We start from the raw sequence: 17660 nt of genomic DNA on the forward strand, positions 1-17660 counted from the left end.
ACCTTATTTTCTTTTCATAATAAAAATAAGGAGCTGAATGCAGTGAATACACCATTCATTAGAAACCATCAATACAACCTCATTAAAAAACAGGTCGGACAGCTGCAGCATGCCTGCAATAATGGAGCTGATCCGAAAGTTATTGACGCCGTTGAGTTGAGTGCTCAATCCAAAATATTAGACTCTTTTCCTGAGGTTTCAGAACCACAAAAAGAAGTGGTGAATAAGCTAATAAATTTACGTAAAACCGAAGACTTCCAACACTATCTGCAATCGTTGGAACCTTACCTCGAAGAGTTTGCTCCCATTACGGGGAAACAGATTACCAAACTGTTCCCTAAAAATAAAAAGTTAAAAACGCCTGATCTGCATGCGATTGATTTTCGCCGGATCAGCTACTTGGGCTGGGTTGATATCGCAACAAATAAATTGTTCCTTCTTTATCATTTGAACGGACAATTAGTAGGCATACAAGGACGATTCACTCCAGCAAATAAAGGGATCTGCTTTTTATGCAATGGGATTGGAGACGTAGCGTTGTTTTCAGCGATAACGAAATCGAAACCCGCAAACGCGTCACCTGATTACTATAAAGCAATCGGTAACTATTTATGCGTGGATAGCCAGGCGTGCAACAAAAGAATCACGGATGTGACCACGTTGGAGAAGTTTCTGACAGAGGTTCTCTATTAAAAGATTGAATGAAAGAAATGCGTACCCGTCGTTTACGGTGTACGCATTTTTTGTGCTAGGATCCGTCCGAGTTGAGGTTTTTCGGTACGTGTTCTTATATTTATTACACGTTCGCGCACAAACACCTTGTTTTCGCTCCAACTATTCCGCGTTTCGCTCAAAAAGGCTCTCGTTTCGCTCCAACTCCCCTTCGTTTCGCGCAAGAAATGCCCCGGTTTGCTCACAGAGGGTTCTGGTAGCCCGTCAGACAACTCAACATAACCGAAAAATCAGCTTCAAAAAAGAAAAACTGACTTCCGCAGTACCTTTGAAAGTCAGTTTCGAACGTTTACAGCTATTTTTTTGTTTTACACCATCACTTCTTTGTTTTTAATGACGCGGTTTACTACAAATACACATGTGAGTGAAATAATCATAATCCAAAGAAGCGCGACGATCGGAAACAGCAATGGCAGTCCGAACAGATTAATCGTATGAAAGTGAGCAAAGAAGAACTCCACCTTCATGATATAGATAAACGAGAAGCTGAACAGGTTCTCCAGCCAGTTTGGCAGGCTTAAACCTTCTACAATCAAGAATGGAACGGCGAAAATAGAACCATTGATAAAGAATGAGGTTAGTGCGTTTTTGCAGAGTGATGACACCAATATGATGCAGAGAGCAAAACTTAAGGCTGCCAGTAAATGAAGACTTAGCTGAATAAGATGATATTCTAACATCGTAAAGCTATATGGCGAAAAATAGTATTCAAACATATTTTGTATCGGCGTTGACCATCCAGAAAATCCATACTGAATCCCATTCCAAATGAGATTAAAGATCTCCCAAGCGATTACAACAGACGCTGCATATATAAAGGAGGCCAGAATTTTAGACCAGAGCAAGCTGCTTCTACCTTTACTTGAACTCAGTATATATTGATCAACACCTGAACTGTATTCCTTCGTATAGGTAGCAGATAAACCTATTAGGAGCATACATCCCGTTAAAAGAATGGAATAAAGGCTCGTATATTCAATGATCTTCATCGGTCCCTTGTTATAAGCAAAGTAAGAGACATCTACGTTTTGAATCATTGATTTTTCAAGCTCGGTATTGTATTGCTCTTTTTGATCAATCTCACTGTACCTGCTGTTTAACTGTCTTTCTGACCCTTTAATAAAAGCGATCATTTCATAGATAATGCCTTGAGTATGTTCTCTTTGATTAACAAACTCACCGTTTTGAATTTCTTGGCCTTCTGCTACTCTCTTTTCCACCATCTCATTAAACTTCGCGTTTTCTTTATCAGCAAGTTCCACCTTTTCTGCCGTTAACGGATCCTCCCACTCTCTATACATGTCTTTTTCCCAGTCATGCGCATAATTGTAAGTAAATCCAGTTGAAAATAAGAGGAGAAGAAAAAAGTCAGATAAATGGTTCGCTGCTTAAAGATCTTATAGAGTTCAAATTTCAACAGCTGCATCATGCGGTTTCCTCCTCATCAAAGTAGTATAAATACAGATCCTCTAGATTCGGAACATCATGTACAGCATCGTCTTGAGGCTGATCATCACTAAGGATTCGAAGCTGGAACTTGTTATCAATACGCGCAATGTTTCCCACTCTATACTCCGCTTGATATTTCGTTACTTCTTTTTCATCGTCAATCACAAGCGTCCACACTTTGTCCTCAATACCCTTTAACAACGACTGTGGTGTTTCTTTTTCACAACCTGACCTTCTTTTAAGATCAGCACTTCTTTCGCGATGAATTCGATATCCGACACGATGTGAGTGGATAAGATGACAATTCGATTGGTAGAGATTTTCGATAATAGATTTCTAAATCGGATTCTTTCTTTTGGATCAAGTCCTGCAGTTGGTTCATCAACAATTAAGATTTTCGGATCGTTAAGCAGCGCCTGTGCTATCCCAATACGGCGTTTCATTCCTCCTGAAAACCCTCCAATTTTTTTACGATGATGATCAGATAACCCGACTAAAGCTAATACTTCTTCCACTTTTTCGTTTGCTTCCTCTTTGGGCAATCCCTTTAATGCCGCTACATACTTTAAAAATTTCTCTGCAGAAAAGTTTTTATAAAAACCGACATGCTGCGGCAAATAGCCGATCAAATCACGGTACTTTTCATCCATTATCCCAATGTCTTGCCCATCCAAATATACATGACCTGAGCTTGGTTTCATCACGTTTGCCAGTATGCGCATCAGCGTTGTTTTCCCTGATCCATTCTCACCGAGTATTCCGTATACACCTGTTGTCAGTTCCAGACTGATTTCATTCAGTGCTTTTTTATCTCCAAAGCACTTTGTTAAGTTATTGATGGTTAATTTCAAATGTCACACCTCTTTTATGAATGTTGGCAGCTTGGAACCAAGCAGTGATAGCAGCCACAGCAATCACAATCCCGTAAAATACAACTGGTATGCTTTCAATTCTTTCCATGACTTCAGGTTGGCTCAATATACCACTAAGACTCAACCAGAGGATGACGCCTGCGGTTACGGCATAAGTTTTTCTAAATCTGCTAACCAAAGCTAAGGATAGAGCGGTAATTATGGTAAACGGTGTCAGCCAATATAATAGTAATTTTGCTACTATCATTTCTTGGCTTAGTACCGCAAAACTTATCGTAAGAAGTACGTTAAGGCCAAGATTAAATCCGCCAACGACTAGCATTTTTGAAAGGATGATCTCCTGAAAACTGTACTTGTATGACATTTCCAGTTCGGCCATGCCGGCATTACGGCTTTTTACTACTTCAATCAATCCTGTAATCGTAGGAATTGGCGCAAGTGCCATCATCATGACATAGGGGTTAACACCTTTTAACCAAACGCCTGTTAAAGCAATCAGAAATAATAATCCGTTAGCGATCCAAAATAATGAACTAATATAAAAGACCTCTTGATACGCTTGTTTCGTAATAGAAACCATGCTTTGGAGCCCTCTGTTCCATTTATTTTCTTTCACCGGAACGTACGGTCTGATCGCATTAATAGTCGTCATGATTTCATCTTCTGATGGAAACTCAACATCGTACTCATCCAACATGTCTTCTAACTCAAGCTCTAGAAGATTGATTTCCGAATCTAGAACTTTCATTTCATTTTCCAAATCGCTATCAAATGTTTGGTGTAGATTTCTGTTTCTCATCTTCAACACCTCGCTTTAAAAGTTTTGCTAACTTCCCTAATCCTTGATGTAATCTTGATTTAACCGTGGAAACATTCGTTTCTGTCACATCAGCAATTTCTTTGATCTTCATATGATGAAAGTATTTTAAGATCAGCATTTCCCTTTGATAATCTGGGAGGCTATTAACTGCCGACTTGACCTGTTCTCTCGTTTCTTTTCGTTCAAAAATGTAAGGAACATTATTTTGTTCACAAACAAGCGTTTCATTTAATTCTGCTTGCTTCGATGTCTGACGGTAATCGGCACTTCTCCAATAATCCCGGCAATGGTTTACAGATAAAGTATAGAGCCAGCTGGAGAACTTCCCCTTATTGGAATACGACTGGATCCGCTGAAACACTTTTATAAAAATTTCCTGTGTTAAGTCATACGCCGTTTCCCTGTTCCCCACTTTTCGGTACACATAGGCGAAGATTTGTTTATAGTATTTGCGTGTTAAAACTTCCATCGCCGCTTGGCTACCGTCTACTATCTCTTTCACCAGTTGTTCATCTTCGGGCATTTTCATCACCTCAATCAGTAAGACGGAATGTATTTCAAAAAGATTTAAACGTTATCAAAAATAAAAAGGCTGTTTTGGCAATCATCATTGTTTTTTTGAAAGTTGTTGATCTCCGTTTCACATACTCGCTTTCCGGGAGGCGTGCGGTGAGCCTTCTTGACGCTTTGCGCCATTAGAAAAGAGTCAATAAAAAAAGCCGCATTTTACAGCTCTTCAATTGTCGTTATGTATGCAATTACAATTATTTCAAACTATTGGGATTTGTACAATGATCGGTATGATCATCGTACTGCCAGGGTTGTAATGACTAATTGGCACGCTTGTCGATATGATGATATGGTAACTGATCAAAGCATTAGGCAAACGAGTTAACCAACATCAAATCACCAAAGTATCCATTTTTACATATCGAAAAATTTTCACAACAAAATGTTTGTTTAATTTAGCTTTTATAATAGAAACCTAGTAAGATAGAAGAAATATAGGAAAGTAGGGGTGATCACTTGAAGCATAATATGAAAGATTTGTTTGAAGAGCAACGAAGTGTTCATGTGCTTTATTCATACAATGGAATGAAGAATTACTTGGAACAGATCGTTAGCTTTATTCAAGATGGCATTTCTATAGGTGAGTACGTTATTGTTATTGAAAATGAACGGATTTTCCGGCTAGTACATAAAGAACTGAGCATTCGTTTAACGCAAGAGCAAATGAAGCTTGTTCATCATATAAATAACTTTGATTTTTATTATTCAAGTGGCAGTTATCATCCTCCAGCCATATATGAATACTTCCAAAAAGCGGTACAGCCATATGTTGATTACAACCTTTTATTCCGATCATGGGCACATGTGGAGTGGGCAACGATGGAAGACCCGCTTTATCTTATCCAGGATCTGGAGAAGATTGTGGATGAAGCAGTTAATCTGCTATCCTTCCCCTAATTTGTGCGTATGAGGGAGAGAGAATGCCCGATCACCTTAAAACGAGCTTGTTAAAAACGCATCCCTACATACTGATGGATGATAATTTTACAATTTCCGAACATTATGAGTCAGAAGTGGATATTAATAGATAAACCAGCTGAAATGTGTCAGCTGGTTTTTTCTTCTTATTAAGCCTCATGTCATGTATTCACTGATCCATCTTTCTTTGTTTAAAATATCTTTCTATACCAGCAACAATACTCCCGATAATGTAAAGAGCTCCATTAGCGATAATGACTAAAGCGATAATGGAACCAGCAATCCCAGCTCCAAAACCATCACTGCCCTCACTCTTTGCCTCCCTTAATAAAAAAGAACCGGTTGTTGAAGCAATAATAGGGCCAAGAAAACAAATAATGATACCTGAGACCCAATAAGGCGTCTTATATTTCACATTCAACGTATAAGGCAAAAAGTTAAAGATGATAAGACTCAACAACAAGACAAGCCCAAACAAAACGCCACCGCTCATATAAACCTCCTCATACTTCTAATTGTGTACTTCACACAAACAACATGGAATATAATGGTATAATAACATATGTATGTACGCTATATATAAAAAAGAAAGAAATGAGGTGGCCCTTTATGAAAAAGGGTTTCTTATCTGTATTATGCGGCGTATTGCTTGGAGGAATACTTTCCTACTTTCTTTTAGATTATCAGGCCCAGAGTATGGAATTTATAAATTATTATGGTGAAGAGTCTAAGATCGTACATGAGTTGGATTTCAACTTCATCTCCAATTCAGCATCGATCATAATAGGCGTGACTCTTGTAATCTACTTCACTGTTTCATTGGTGGAGAAGAAGTTTAAGAAGTAGAAAGGTGAATTCCTAGAACCTAGTATTATTCTTACTTTCACCCCCAACTATTCACTTTTTAACACCTTACCTTGACATAGCCATTCCTCAGCTTGTTTTATAAACTCATTACTCTTCCAGGCTTTTATTGCGTTCAATTCTCCTATGGAGAGTATTTGATGCTGAAAAAATTGATCGGCAAGAAAGTAGGCTAATCTGGTTAAGCCGAATCTTTTACCACCATTTATGGAGAACCATTCCGAGAAAATTTCACGCGGTGACAATGAAGAATAATCCTTTGCAAACTCTAATGAAATAATTTTTTCTTTTGCCTGCGCGAATGATAGCCATTCATGCCCTAATTCATCAAACGAAAAATAAATTGAAGGATTCAACCCAGGTACAATTCTTCTTGAAAAATGTGTTGCTGCACCTTCTTGATTCAGCCAAGTGATTGGACTATTCCACTCAACCTTACTCCAATCCATACCTGCTTCATTTGAAATGATATTGTGTGTGGCATGTCCGAATTCATGAGCAACAATCGTTCTTAAATGGTCTGGATTGGGAGATAATTTTTCTAAAGCAAATGTGATGTCAGGTATGATTTGTCTATGTGTATACGCATTAGAACCAAATCCACCGACTATCAAATTCACTTCAATAGGAAAAGCCACTCCGTATTCATTACAATATTTATCACTTATCTCATTAATAATAGGTGTGATATTCTTGTGAACCTGATTGATCCTTGTCCAATTTTCAGGATATTTTGTAATGGAATGATTATGCCTTTCTTCTGTATCTTTGCAATGGTATGAAAAATATTCCTGAAATATCTCTGGATACTTTTTGTAGTAATCTTGAAAATATTCAATAGATGGCTGATAGTTATCTAGAAAATATGGAACGGTATCAATAATCTTCAAAGAGATCCCTCTGCAATCTGTTTTTATATTTTGGGTATCATGATATTTATTTAGAAGCTACATTTTACACCTTCCATAAAAAGGGGGTATTCCTCTTTTTCTACCAATGAAAAAGAAATCCCCAAAAAGGAGACCTCTCATTCGTTTTATTTCTTTATAAAAACTTCTCCATCCGTATATCAGACCACATTTTATTATCCCAATATGTAAATTCTTCAATGCGTCCAATTTCTCGGTAAGCCAACTTTTGGTACAGCTTTTGTGCTTGTTGATTATATTCAAAAACACCTAGTTCAATTCGATTCAAACCTTGTTTCTTAATCTCTTCCTCTAGGTATATCAGCGCTTGATAACCGATACCCTTCCCTCTGCCTTCAGGCTCACCAATCGTAATCCCGAGCCAAGCCGTGCCTGGCTCTTTATTAAAAGATGAGGTGGATTCACCATATAGTTCATTTCACCGACTAATTGATCATCCATATGTATGAGGTAGATTTCATGGAATTCTAATCTTGCCGTTAAGTCTTCTGTGGTGATCAACCTTTTGCTTTCCAGTTCAGTTTTGTTTTTATGAGGCCGAGTTAATGGAACGATAGCAGGGTCATTTTCCCAGCGGTTTAATGCTTCTATAAAAATCTGCGTAGGTTCTATGACTTTTGTAAAATGAATGTTCACGTTATGATGGCCTCCATGTCTTTTTCCACTAAGCTGCATGACTGTATATCTAGTGACCACAAACCAGAATTTAAAATAACTTCTGATTGTGTAATTTCTAATTTCGCATTAAATATCGGTCCATCCAAAACAAATGTGTGATACTCGCCTAATTCTCCCATTGGACAACACGTTGTCTGTTGGATATCCTCATAAAAACTCCAATCCAGTTTACGCCCCGTCCATGTATGGTCAAGGTATTGCTTAGAAGCACGACAAACAATAGAATCAAAACCTAAAGTGATAAAGTCATGAAGTAGTTCTTGCGCTTGATCTTGTGAGCTCAATACTGGAAATAAAGGCTCCAGTCCTGATTCATAGGCTACTTGCTCATTCCACTTTATATCTTCTTCCATATACAAGCTGCCAAATGCAATGCATTCAACATCGGTTTCTTCTTTCAGCTTGGAAAGCGCCCTTTTTAAGGAAGATTCATACTCTCCTGCAGAATCAACCATAATCAATGGCAGTCCCAAAGCTTCTGCTTGCAGCTTTAAGATTTCAAGCTGAATCCCATGAGCATGATTACGAGCATCTTCTTCTGAAACCATTGATAACAAGCAAACAACATCATAGTTGTCTTCAAGTAAACGGTATAAAGCGAGACAGCTATCTTTCCCGCCACTCCAGCAAACGGCTGTTTTTTTCATATTGAGAACCAACTCCAATGAACACTTTTAATCAGCTACTATTCTAGTACTAACTATAAAGCATCATATGTAAAAAAAGAATATACAACTGGCAGGTGTTATTTTTCTTCTAATTTGTCGGCAATTCGTTTTAACGAGTGATTAATACGATACAGCATAACCAGTACAAAGATGGCAATACCTATTGGCAGAATAAATGAAAACAGACCCATTAATGGTAGCCATGTCCCTGCATGTTCCAAAAACCACCCTCTCTTATTGATGTAATGTTTACATAAACCTTGTTCAGTCTTGCACCATATTTAAAATTCCGTCTTCCCAACGTTGATCATATTTGATTCCGAATACTTCACATAACGCTTTATGAACTTTTTAAATTCAGGGATTATGCTCTTCATAACGCTGAAGATTTCATGGGGATCACGGCTGCTGTGCCACTGCTCAAGTAGCTTTAACTGCCAATCTGCGAGCCGACTTCTCTCCCTTCTATCTTAGACCAGTCCCCAAACGTGTTTGGTTGAAGTCCAGCGACCATGTACCACCCTGTTGCCATAGAGAAGCGTAAGTTATCCAAACAATTCAATGCATAATAGATCTCGTTTCTCATGACCCGCCGATAAATTTCATGAACGTATGCAAAGAATTTAGTCCGCCAGATTTCAACTTCTTGGATAGTTGGTGAATAGGAAAGCTGAAGAGATTTCTGCCTTACCGTCTCAACTATCGCTTCTGGATCGTAAACAATTTTGATGGACTGTAGCCAAACCGTTGGCTGAAGATCGTTTTTTTATAATAAAACGTATCTACTTTTATAAAGACATCATAATGAGCAATGCTATAGGTTGACCAAGGAAAGTCTTCAAAGAAAAGGACCGTCCCCCACTTCTTCGCTCTTTCTTTTTGTTGGAGCGATACTCCTCAAATACGTCTTCTTTTACAACAACACGGAGATCAATATCGGAATAGTGATCGGTGTTTTGTTTACCAATTGAACCACCGTAAAAAACGGCTAACACATTTTCGTCGTTAAACAAATCTTGTTCAATGGCATTTATCAAGAAGTGCCGCTGTCTTGGAAGATCATCATCTCTCATTTTGTATTTTGCTTTTATGGCTTCAAATCCCACACACAGGTAACCATCTCCTATAATTTGTTAAATTGTATTATTCGCTAACAATAATATTTAACCCTTTTTATTTTCGGGTATGGTTACACATAAAAGCGGAGGAAAACCATGTGCAGAAATTAAAATATGTCCTGATATATGCTGTAGTTGTATGTATAATCACCTATCCAATCATTCTTTTTATCGATTGGATCTATTTTTCTATTCTTTTTCTAGCTCTTGCGTTAGTTGTTGGCTATGTCTCTTTTACAATTAAAAACTTTTGGATCAGCTTCCCGATAACGTTTGTATTAGTCTTATTGTTTACTTTTGTGGTCAATAAGTTCACTTCAATAGAAATACCTTTACTATCATAATAGGTAGTGCCATATTTCATTTTTTGTATGGGTCTATTTCTACCATGAGACAAAAAAAGAACCCACAACCCTAATGGGTCATGAGCTCTTATTTCTTACAGTCCCAATTCTTTTAAAATAGACTCTAATGTTTTTCCATCAACCGTTGTTACTGGTGTTGGTGCATTGTTAACGGATGTGTTTTGTTTCAGGTAGTTTCTTTGAACAAAACCGATGTCTTTTGCGTTTACCGTACCATCAAAGTTAATGTCAGCTGCGCGGTTATTCGTGCTCCAAGCGTCTTGAATCGCAATCGCATCTTTCGCATCGATCACGTTATCTTGGTTGACGTCCCCCGCTACAAGCGGAATAGAGATCGTATCTGATTTCCCGTAAAGAACTCCTTTGTACTCAAACCCAAATTTTTGATTTTGTTTTGTAACAAAGTGTCCTGGCACATTTACTTCAAACGTGTACTTTTCATTACTAAGAGGCAGCGGTTCGATATTTAATCTCGCATTTCCATTAAACATTTTTGACGCATCAAGTTTGTAGTCGCCATTTGATACATTTATCATTGCCCCGACCTTTGTCCAGTCACGGTTTCCAACAAAGTTTCCACCTTCCACGACATACCCTTCCGGAACCAGGTTAGCTTGGACACGGTTGAATGTAGGCTTCAACTGATAGCGTTTCCCGCTGTTTAACAACTTTATTGTTTGGCCATTCGCATCAACGATATTTGCTGTTGGATTGATGTAACCAATCGGATAGAAAAGCTCGTCTTGCACTTTCACTTTTACGTCGACCACTTCAGAACGGTCGAACTTCTCGTTTTCGTTGAACTTGACTTTAATTTGGTCACCATTTACTTCAATCGTTGCTTTATCTTTAAACGTGTCTGTTAGTTTTGCTTCTTGCAGGTAAACGTGCTGAATGCCTGAGTTGGCAAAATTCCACGTAATTTCTTTCACACCTTCTAAGTTATCCATAACAAGTGAAGCATTCAGGATATCTCCAGAACGTGCTTGTTCTACGTTATGTTTTGCGTAGGTTACTGGCGTTCCTTCTTTTACAAACAAATACTCTTTCCAGTTTGCCTGGTTCCCTGCTGCATCATAACCGATTACGTTAAAGGAAAGGGAATTTGCGGCTGCATTCATCGCTACTTCATCAATCCATTTTCCGTTTTTGTCCATATAGATTGGACCATTTGGCAACGGGAATCCGTACGTATAAACAGCAAAGTTGGAAGATTGATCAACGCTAAGACCTGCTTGCTGCATGTTCGCAACATTATCATCTGTAACTTCTACCTCAAATGGATAAGTCGCTTGTCCTGGTTTGTATTCAAGAAACGGTGAATCTCCGTCTAGAGAACTTTTCACTTTTGGTGTTTCAATATCAACGAATATGTCATCAACCTTTGTTTGCTGCTTACCTGATGGCAACGTTGAAACAAATTTTAATTTGTAATGACCTGGCTCTGCAATACTTGCTTCAGATGATACAGGGTTCTTCTTATTTCCTGTAAATTTGTAATAGTTTCCGTTGAACGTTTGCAGGAAGTAATCGCGATCTGTTAGTGCTCCGTTCATGTTAATTGTACCCACGAGTCCTAGTTCCTCGTTTGTCTTACCATCTTGTAAGATGATATCAAGTGTTTCAATAGGAGAACCTAAATTGAACTGTGACATCAACTGTGTTGTTCGATATCCGTCGAATGCATGGTTGTAATGATTTGGTGTAATGACACGAGATAGCAACTCTAGTTTATCAAAACCAGGCTGTGATTTCTTAAAGCTGAACGGTACACGGTAGTTCTCTGTTTGATCCTCGCTGTTCGTGATCAATAGGTAGCCTTCATAAAGTCCTTTTTCAGCTGTACCTGGAAGAGTTAAAGCAACGTTCACGTTCTTAACCGCATTTTCGGTTACTTTAATCGTGCTTTCTACCTCTACTGCTACGCCGTTTTCTTTTAGGCTATTCGTTCCGGCTTGTACGTTTTCAACGAACTTAACATCAAACGTTTTTTCTTGTTGCTATGATTTGTGAACTTGATCGTTTTCTTTACTTTTACAGAAGCGTTCTCAGCTACGACTTGTTTATCAAAGCTAAGTCCTCCCGTCTGGTTCTTGATTGTAACTAAGTTGTCGCCGTTCGGGATCAACGTTTCATCCTGCACTTGTATCTTTGTTTCGCTGTGAAGCGCTTGGTATGGATCAATTCGGCCTGCACCTATTTCAAATACACTGTAGTCATCATTCATCTCATCAGCAGAGTTCATGAGAATGGTTTTGATTTCCGTTGGTTCAAGATCTGGGTTTTCCCCTAAAAGTAATGCTGCTACTCCAGCCGCAAATGGAGATGCCATGGACGTTCCATTTAAGCGTGCATACGCATATTTATAGTTTTCTGGTGTTTGGTGGTTCACCATGTAGGATGGGAACGTGGAAAGCACGCTCACTCCAGGCGCTACGATTTCTGGCTTCATTTCAAAGTTGCCATTAACCGGTCCCCTTGAACTGAAATCTGCTAGCTTATCACCTTCTGTAAAACTTTCTTTCAAGTTGCTGAACGTGAAGGTTTGACTTCCGTTTGCTATAGCGGCTTTCAGTTCTTCTCCAGCTTTCTTAGTCATAGAGAACGCTGGTACATAATCCGTAGATTCACCTAAGTTAAAGCCAACATGACCATCTACATTGTTGTACAGGATAACTGCTTTTGCCCCGTTCTCTTTCGCAAACTTTACCTTATCGTTAAGGCTGAAGTCCCCACGCTTTACGAATGCAATCTTGCCTTGAACATTTCTATTAATATAGTCTGCTTTATTCCCAAGTCCTACATCTACTAGTTCAAGTGTTGTTCCTTCTAAACTAACAAATGTACTGGAGAAGCTGCGCGCCATACTTACAAGATCTGTAGACCAGCTGCCTGCTTTACCTGTAAAAGTAGTTTGTGAGACGGGTACATCACTAGCCCCAACAGTTAAAGCCAGAGCTGCCGTACCTGGTGATCCAAGTGTATAATCATTCGGTCCGTTGTTCCCTGCTGAAACAACTGCTGTTACACCGTTTAATACGGCATAATTAAGTGCTGTACTTGTCGGATAATACGGATCGTTTACAGGTGCTCCAAGAGAAAGGTTGATTACATCCATCCCATCTTGAACAGCCTTATCAATTCCAGCAATAACACCTTCAGACGCCCCGCTTCCGTAAGGGCCGAGGACACGGTAGGCGTATAGATCAGCATCTGGTGCCACACCTTCTACTGAAACTTCACTATCATTCTCGTTTTGTCCGACAATCGTTCCAGATACATGTGTCCCATGTGACGTATAGTATGAACTGCTGCCGTTATACTCCGGTTTCTTAGATGCTTCCCAATCTTTGTACGTCGCTTCCATTGGATCTGCGTCGTTATCGACAAAGTCATATCCGCCTTTGTACGCGTCTTTTAAATCAGGGTGATTGTAGTCTACTCCTGTATCCAAAACCCCAACCTTAATGCCTTCCCCAGTGATTCCTTCTTCATGAAGCTTGTCCACTTTTAAATAAGGAAGACTTTCAACAGACGTTGTGATTTCCCGTTCAACATCGCTTGGCAGTTCTTGTGTTTGAACCGGATTGACCGTATACGTAATGTTTTTATAGATGGCTTTTACTGCATTTGATTTGAGTAAGTCTTCAACTTGATTTGCAGGAAGTGTGATGGCTGCGCCGTTATATGCTGATTTATACGTACGGGTAATCTTCGGTGCGTTCTTTTTACCCTTAATCGTTAAATGCTTCTCTACATCTTCTTTAAAAATTTTATGCTCTTGATCCACTTGTGCTTGAGCAGTTTCTTTTTTGAGTGACTTACCTTTCATTTTTGCTTCTAAAACAGCAACATGACTAGGTTTCGAATGGAATTCTACGATAACAGAGATTTCTTCTTCCGAATTCAGTTCGCCGTCTTGAAACCCTTGAAGTCCTCTCTGGTTATTCAGTTCCAATTGTTTTAATGCTTGTCTTTGTTCTGCAGTTAACGATGATAAAATGTCTTCTGCTTTCCAAGACGTTGCATTGACGGTCTTATAAGGATTGGTACTGAGAGGTGATAAAAGTAATCCTGTTGACAGTGCAAGGACGACTGACTTTTTTGCAATCTTGGTGACGACCATGGTTCTAACCTCTTTCTCATCTCGTATGATTATTCGAAATATTAATATAATTTTATCTTAGTAGTATTTGAGAGGAGTAGCTATCGGGTTAATTTTATAGGTCTTTAGAATTAGCCGACTCTAGAAAAAGTAAGAAAATAGATCTAAATGAACAGATTATAGTAAGAAGTACACAAAAGTATTTGGGTTATTTTGTTTTTGAGTTCATAGAGTTGACTTTTGAAAAAAACAAAAAATGCCCAGAGAAAAATCTCTAAGCATTTCCGAATCTTTGTGTTAGCTTTTTTTAAATTTGCCCTTTTTTGCGCCTGCCATACTTGAATCATACTCGGTACTCCTGCAGCCATACTCACTATGAAACTCCACATCACATAGCGCCACTCACCCGTATATGTTGCCACTATGATAAAAAACACCAACTGTCCAACAAGAGCAAACCAAGCCGCAATCCAGCCAGCCAGGAAGTTTTCCTTCATTCCATCACTCCTTGTTTTTACGATATCTTTGATTTAATTTTAACATATTTATCCATTTCATTTGGTAGGAATTAAAAAAAACACTTCTATTTCTTATTTGAAATGAAGTGTTTTTTTCCGGCTATGTCATTATTCTTCTCTCACTTTTAATCCTAATAGCGTCGAGAAACCAATGGCTTGTTCACGGGATACGATGCAGCCTTTCAAACTTTTGATGTCCACGTTGATGTTATTGAACTTACATGTGCTAATATCTATACCGGTCAACGTGGTTTCTGTAAAATCAACATCTTCTAGATTACATTGATTAAACTTCACTTTGCTTAACTTCGCACCATAATAATTTGCACTTTTTAACGAAGAGTTTTCGAATATGACTGGCTTTAGATCGGCATCTACAAAGCCACTCATGTCCAATTTACAATTTTCAAACGTCACATTTCTAAGATTGGCTTCTTCTAAATCCAGTCCCATCAACTTACAATCTTTGAATAAGACTCTAAACAGAATGCCTTCTTTAAAGTTCGTATTGGATAGATCACAGTTTTCAAATACCACATCTGTCATGTCCACTCTGGAAAAGTTAGAATCCATCATCGTCACATTGTTAAACGTAACTTTTGAAAGGACTAATTTTTCAACATCTTCATTTTCAATAAAATCCCCTATCACTGCTCTTTCAAGAAGGTAAGGATCTTCATCATTATAAATATCGCTGAACTTTGCCTCTTTCAAATCCGGATGAATTCTAGGCAGTTCCACTTTAAAATTCTTCATCAGTTATTTCCTCCGTCCTAATGCTGTTATTACTAGCTTATAGAAGTGCGGAAATAAATTTAAGTCTTTTTCTTTTTGGTGAAAGTCTGTGCAACGAAAAAACTGCTGAGCAAAATGTCAGCAGTTTTCAAGCCTTTTAGTAAGCACCTTGTGAGTAAGTAAGCTCGTAGCTATGCGTGTAAATCTCAAAGATGTTGCCGAACGGGTCTTCTACATACACCATCTTATAAGGTTTTTCGTTCGGATAATATTCACGGATAGGCATGCGCTGTTTTCCGCCATACGCTTTAATTTTTTCGACGATTCCTTCAATATCAGGATCTTGTATACAAAAGTGAAATAACCCCGTTTTCCAATATTCAAAGTTGTTTTCTGGCTTCTCATTGTGCGGAAACTCAAACAGCTCGATTCCAATCTTGTCACCTGTTGCTAAGTGAGCGATTCGGAATGTTTCCCAGTCGTTACCGAATACATCACGACACATTTGTCCGATCGGTGTATCATCATTCTCTACATCAGAAGGCTCCATGATCACGTACCACCCGAAGACCTCAGTGTAAAATTTGATCGCTTCCTCTAAGTTTGGCACAGATAGTCCGATATGAGAAAATGTTCTAGGATAGATTGGCATATTCATATTCCTCCTTGTTTTTGTTGATTACAGGAATCATTATACCCAGACACTCTCCTCGTATGTAAGAACGCACTTTTAAGTGACATACTATCCTGGAGGTAAGAAAGGACAGATTGTATTATGGATGCTCCTTTAAATAAAGACGGCAAATTGAAATGTTCGATTGAATATACGCTGCAAAAGATCGGCGGTAAATGGAAGACTGTCATTCTATGGCATTTAGGCGAAGACGGCACGCTGCGCTATAACGAATTGCGGAGTTTGTTGACAGGCGTCACACATAAAGTGCTCACGCAACAGCTGAAAGAGCTTGAAGAAGATGGTTTTATCCAGCGAAAAGCATATCACACCGTTCCGCCAAAAGTGGAATACTCGATGACCGAGTTAGGTGCGACGTTGATGCCGATTTTGAAGCAGATGCATGTATGGGGAATGGAGCATGGGGATTTGGTTTGAGTGTTGGCGGAGTGAATCTTATTTCGTCGGAAGTTACCTATATTCAGGGTGAATTTTAACTAACGTGAAATTATTGCATTTAACGTGAATATATAGAGATTAACGTGAAATTATTGCGATTAATGTGAAATTATTGAAATTAATGTGAATATAATTTCAAGTGTTCGTTCTGTACGTACATAACCTCGAAATGCTTTTCCTGAGAATACAGTTCACTCCAAGTCTAGCCCTTATTTGCACAAAAAAGAGGCATAAACTCAATACTTTGAGTCAGCCTCTTATTTTTTTATGTTTTCAGATCTCGGACAAGCTTTTTCTTATGGTTTCTCCTAAAGAAACATGCTGTTCATCCCCACTAACACCTAGATAAAGACTCTTTAACAACGATCTGCAGTTAGCCATAACATACCAATACACTTCTGGGGCTAACTCTTCTTTTTGTGCTTTTAAATTTGCCGGAATCTCGTTAACGAATGTCTCCAACTCTTCTATTCCGACTCCTTTGTTCAACATCGTTAGAACCGGCTTTACCACTCGATCATCTTCTCCATGCACAAGCACGGTTTGGGCATTGCAGTACTTTTTCAAAAGCGGCGCTATGATTTTAAAATAATCCTCCTGATCGACTTTCTCACTTTTCAGCAGCTCACCACACGTGTCTGCAACATGCGCTACACTATGTGCCCAACCTTTTACAGGAACATATCCTCTTATATCTTGTTCCAAGTGGATATATTGAATGACAGCATCTTTCGCTCTCATCACCGTTTCTTGAGGTAGAAAATCTGCTTCATTGTCTTTGTAGATGATCACATCAATCAACAGGGTCGTAAACGCTCTTGTAAATACTGAATCCGTTTCGTTTTCGCCAATCCCCTTATATAAAAGGTTGTCTAAGCTATAATCCATAAGCTCTATCAATACCTTATGTTCAAGTTGATTGTCGATGATCAACTCGCAAAATGATCGGTACACCAACTCTCTTAAATCGCTAGTTGGGGAACCAATGTGAGTGATCATTGCATCCACGTTCGCCTTCTTATTTTCACCATCCCATGTTTTTTGTCCATTTTTTATATCATTTAAAATCATATATAACGCATTTTCTGTGAATTGCACGTTACTTGTTAATAATGTTGTCATCCCTTTGCCCCCTGATTGTAAATAGTTCCCTTCCTCTCCATTATACAATAAGCGTTATTTTTTGG

Annotated in this window: 24 protein-coding genes; 5 read left to right on the plus strand and 19 right to left on the minus strand. The window is 38.6% G+C overall.

Translation table 11 applies throughout. The features are described 5' to 3' along the window. Positions 1-42: 42 nt before the first annotated feature. Positions 43-693, plus strand: a complete 651-nt coding sequence (locus tag ACEWFH_RS17035) for a FusB/FusC family EF-G-binding protein (protein ID WP_473724955.1) — start codon at positions 43-45, stop codon at positions 691-693. A 347-nt stretch (positions 694-1040) separates the two neighbouring features. On the opposite strand, the gene ACEWFH_RS17040 is transcribed toward ACEWFH_RS17035, so the two are convergent. The 5 genes from ACEWFH_RS17040 to ACEWFH_RS17060 all read right to left on the minus strand — a co-directional run bounded on the left by ACEWFH_RS17040 (position 1041) and on the right by ACEWFH_RS17060 (position 4396). Then, complete coding sequence (locus ACEWFH_RS17040) at positions 1041-2033, minus strand: hypothetical protein (protein ID WP_473724956.1); 993 nt, start codon at positions 2031-2033, stop codon at positions 1041-1043. Between the two features lie 124 nt (positions 2034-2157). Then, positions 2158-2346 (minus strand): hypothetical protein, encoded by a 189-nt coding sequence (locus tag ACEWFH_RS17045; RefSeq protein ID WP_473724957.1) that lies wholly within the window; start codon positions 2344-2346, stop codon positions 2158-2160. A gap of 29 nt (positions 2347-2375) precedes the next feature. Beyond that, complete coding sequence (locus tag ACEWFH_RS17050) at positions 2376-3032, minus strand: ABC transporter ATP-binding protein (protein ID WP_473724958.1); 657 nt, start codon at positions 3030-3032, stop codon at positions 2376-2378. Further along, on the minus strand, positions 3013-3852 hold the full coding sequence (locus ACEWFH_RS17055) for a hypothetical protein (RefSeq protein ID WP_473724959.1): 840 nt from the start codon (positions 3850-3852) through the stop codon (positions 3013-3015). The genes ACEWFH_RS17050 and ACEWFH_RS17055 overlap by 20 nt, the downstream gene beginning before the upstream one ends. Beyond that, positions 3821-4396 (minus strand): RNA polymerase sigma factor, encoded by a 576-nt coding sequence (locus ACEWFH_RS17060; protein ID WP_473724960.1) that lies wholly within the window; start codon positions 4394-4396, stop codon positions 3821-3823. Before ACEWFH_RS17060 ends, ACEWFH_RS17055 begins: the two co-directional genes overlap by 32 nt. Positions 4397-4899: 503 nt before the next feature. On the opposite strand from ACEWFH_RS17060, the gene ACEWFH_RS17065 reads away from it, so the two are divergent. Continuing rightward, positions 4900-5340: an MEDS domain-containing protein gene (locus ACEWFH_RS17065; protein WP_473724961.1), complete on the plus strand. Its 441-nt coding sequence runs from the start codon at positions 4900-4902 to the stop codon at positions 5338-5340. A gap of 190 nt (positions 5341-5530) precedes the next feature. On the opposite strand, the gene ACEWFH_RS17070 is transcribed toward ACEWFH_RS17065, so the two are convergent. Further along, entirely contained in the window at positions 5531-5854 is a 324-nt protein-coding gene (locus tag ACEWFH_RS17070) for an ABC transporter permease (protein WP_473724962.1), read from the minus strand. A gap of 116 nt (positions 5855-5970) precedes the next feature. Between ACEWFH_RS17070 and ACEWFH_RS17075 the strand changes: the two genes are divergently transcribed. Continuing rightward, a complete protein-coding gene (locus ACEWFH_RS17075) occupies positions 5971-6207 on the plus strand; it encodes a hypothetical protein (RefSeq protein ID WP_473724963.1) in 237 nt (78 codons plus the stop codon). Positions 6208-6254: 47 nt separating this feature from the next. On the opposite strand, the gene ACEWFH_RS17080 is transcribed toward ACEWFH_RS17075, so the two are convergent. The 7 genes from ACEWFH_RS17080 to ACEWFH_RS17110 all read right to left on the minus strand — a co-directional run bounded on the left by ACEWFH_RS17080 (position 6255) and on the right by ACEWFH_RS17110 (position 9606). Beyond that, positions 6255-7115, minus strand: coding sequence for a DUF2268 domain-containing putative Zn-dependent protease (locus tag ACEWFH_RS17080; protein WP_473724964.1), 861 nt, complete (start codon positions 7113-7115; stop codon positions 6255-6257). Positions 7116-7269: 154 nt separating this feature from the next. After that, complete coding sequence (locus tag ACEWFH_RS17085) at positions 7270-7509, minus strand: GNAT family N-acetyltransferase (RefSeq protein ID WP_473727337.1); 240 nt, start codon at positions 7507-7509, stop codon at positions 7270-7272. Further along, a complete protein-coding gene (locus ACEWFH_RS17090) occupies positions 7455-7790 on the minus strand; it encodes a hypothetical protein (protein WP_473724965.1) in 336 nt (111 codons plus the stop codon). Before ACEWFH_RS17090 ends, ACEWFH_RS17085 begins: the two co-directional genes overlap by 55 nt. After that, positions 7787-8479 (minus strand): Dph6-related ATP pyrophosphatase, encoded by a 693-nt coding sequence (locus ACEWFH_RS17095; RefSeq protein ID WP_473724966.1) that lies wholly within the window; start codon positions 8477-8479, stop codon positions 7787-7789. Before ACEWFH_RS17095 ends, ACEWFH_RS17090 begins: the two co-directional genes overlap by 4 nt. A gap of 98 nt (positions 8480-8577) precedes the next feature. Beyond that, the gene (locus tag ACEWFH_RS17100; protein ID WP_473724967.1) at positions 8578-8721 is read right to left on the minus strand and encodes a hypothetical protein; all 144 of its coding nucleotides are present in this window, start codon (positions 8719-8721) and stop codon (positions 8578-8580) included. Between the two features lie 209 nt (positions 8722-8930). Beyond that, positions 8931-9053, minus strand: coding sequence for a hypothetical protein (locus ACEWFH_RS17105; protein ID WP_473724968.1), 123 nt, complete (start codon positions 9051-9053; stop codon positions 8931-8933). A 235-nt stretch (positions 9054-9288) separates the two neighbouring features. Next, complete coding sequence (locus ACEWFH_RS17110; RefSeq protein WP_473724969.1) at positions 9289-9606, minus strand: nucleotidyltransferase domain-containing protein; 318 nt, start codon at positions 9604-9606, stop codon at positions 9289-9291. Between the two features lie 110 nt (positions 9607-9716). Between ACEWFH_RS17110 and ACEWFH_RS17115 the strand changes: the two genes are divergently transcribed. Further along, positions 9717-9962: a hypothetical protein gene (locus ACEWFH_RS17115; protein WP_473724970.1), complete on the plus strand. Its 246-nt coding sequence runs from the start codon at positions 9717-9719 to the stop codon at positions 9960-9962. Between the two features lie 95 nt (positions 9963-10057). Here ACEWFH_RS17115 and ACEWFH_RS17120 read toward each other — a convergent pair whose 3' ends face one another. The 5 genes from ACEWFH_RS17120 to ACEWFH_RS17140 form a co-directional block, all read right to left on the minus strand. Continuing rightward, on the minus strand, positions 10058-11854 hold the full coding sequence (locus ACEWFH_RS17120) for a dockerin type I domain-containing protein (RefSeq protein ID WP_473724971.1): 1797 nt from the start codon (positions 11852-11854) through the stop codon (positions 10058-10060). A gap of 65 nt (positions 11855-11919) precedes the next feature. Continuing rightward, complete coding sequence (locus ACEWFH_RS17125) at positions 11920-14109, minus strand: S8 family serine peptidase (protein WP_473724972.1); 2190 nt, start codon at positions 14107-14109, stop codon at positions 11920-11922. 143 nt (positions 14110-14252) lie between these two features. Further along, positions 14253-14585 (minus strand): hypothetical protein, encoded by a 333-nt coding sequence (locus tag ACEWFH_RS17130; RefSeq protein WP_473724973.1) that lies wholly within the window; start codon positions 14583-14585, stop codon positions 14253-14255. Positions 14586-14714: 129 nt separating this feature from the next. Then, positions 14715-15362: a pentapeptide repeat-containing protein gene (locus ACEWFH_RS17135; RefSeq protein WP_473724974.1), complete on the minus strand. Its 648-nt coding sequence runs from the start codon at positions 15360-15362 to the stop codon at positions 14715-14717. A gap of 136 nt (positions 15363-15498) precedes the next feature. Further along, positions 15499-15993 carry a lactoylglutathione lyase family protein gene (locus ACEWFH_RS17140; RefSeq protein ID WP_473724975.1) on the minus strand — a complete coding sequence of 165 codons (495 nt, stop codon included), beginning with the start codon at positions 15991-15993 and terminating at the stop codon, positions 15499-15501. A gap of 123 nt (positions 15994-16116) precedes the next feature. Between ACEWFH_RS17140 and ACEWFH_RS17145 the strand changes: the two genes are divergently transcribed. Beyond that, on the plus strand, positions 16117-16452 hold the full coding sequence (locus ACEWFH_RS17145) for a winged helix-turn-helix transcriptional regulator (protein WP_473724976.1): 336 nt from the start codon (positions 16117-16119) through the stop codon (positions 16450-16452). A gap of 294 nt (positions 16453-16746) precedes the next feature. Here ACEWFH_RS17145 and ACEWFH_RS17150 read toward each other — a convergent pair whose 3' ends face one another. After that, positions 16747-17595 (minus strand): DUF2785 domain-containing protein, encoded by an 849-nt coding sequence (locus ACEWFH_RS17150; RefSeq protein WP_473724977.1) that lies wholly within the window; start codon positions 17593-17595, stop codon positions 16747-16749. Positions 17596-17660: the final 65 nt, after the last annotated feature.

This window comes from Fictibacillus sp. EA-CB0309, assembly GCF_055814265.1.

Coding starts and splice junctions, on each gene's coding strand:
- ACEWFH_RS17125 (WP_473724972.1), bottom strand. CDS start 14,109: ATGGTCGTCACCAAGATTGCAAAAAAGTCAGTCGTCCTTGCACTGTCA.
- ACEWFH_RS17060 (WP_473724960.1), bottom strand. CDS start 4,396: ATGCCCGAAGATGAACAACTGGTGAAAGAGATAGTAGACGGTAGCCAA.
- ACEWFH_RS17150 (WP_473724977.1), bottom strand. CDS start 17,595: ATGACAACATTATTAACAAGTAACGTGCAATTCACAGAAAATGCGTTA.
- ACEWFH_RS17070 (WP_473724962.1), bottom strand. CDS start 5,854: ATGAGCGGTGGCGTTTTGTTTGGGCTTGTCTTGTTGTTGAGTCTTATC.
- ACEWFH_RS17130 (WP_473724973.1), bottom strand. CDS start 14,585: ATGAAGGAAAACTTCCTGGCTGGCTGGATTGCGGCTTGGTTTGCTCTT.
- ACEWFH_RS17095 (WP_473724966.1), bottom strand. CDS start 8,479: ATGAAAAAAACAGCCGTTTGCTGGAGTGGCGGGAAAGATAGCTGTCTC.
- ACEWFH_RS17135 (WP_473724974.1), bottom strand. CDS start 15,362: ATGAAGAATTTTAAAGTGGAACTGCCTAGAATTCATCCGGATTTGAAA.
- ACEWFH_RS17040 (WP_473724956.1), bottom strand. CDS start 2,033: ATGTATAGAGAGTGGGAGGATCCGTTAACGGCAGAAAAGGTGGAACTT.
- ACEWFH_RS17055 (WP_473724959.1), bottom strand. CDS start 3,852: ATGAGAAACAGAAATCTACACCAAACATTTGATAGCGATTTGGAAAAT.
- ACEWFH_RS17075 (WP_473724963.1), top strand. CDS start 5,971: ATGAAAAAGGGTTTCTTATCTGTATTATGCGGCGTATTGCTTGGAGGA.
- ACEWFH_RS17145 (WP_473724976.1), top strand. CDS start 16,117: ATGGATGCTCCTTTAAATAAAGACGGCAAATTGAAATGTTCGATTGAA.
- ACEWFH_RS17140 (WP_473724975.1), bottom strand. CDS start 15,993: ATGCCAATCTATCCTAGAACATTTTCTCATATCGGACTATCTGTGCCA.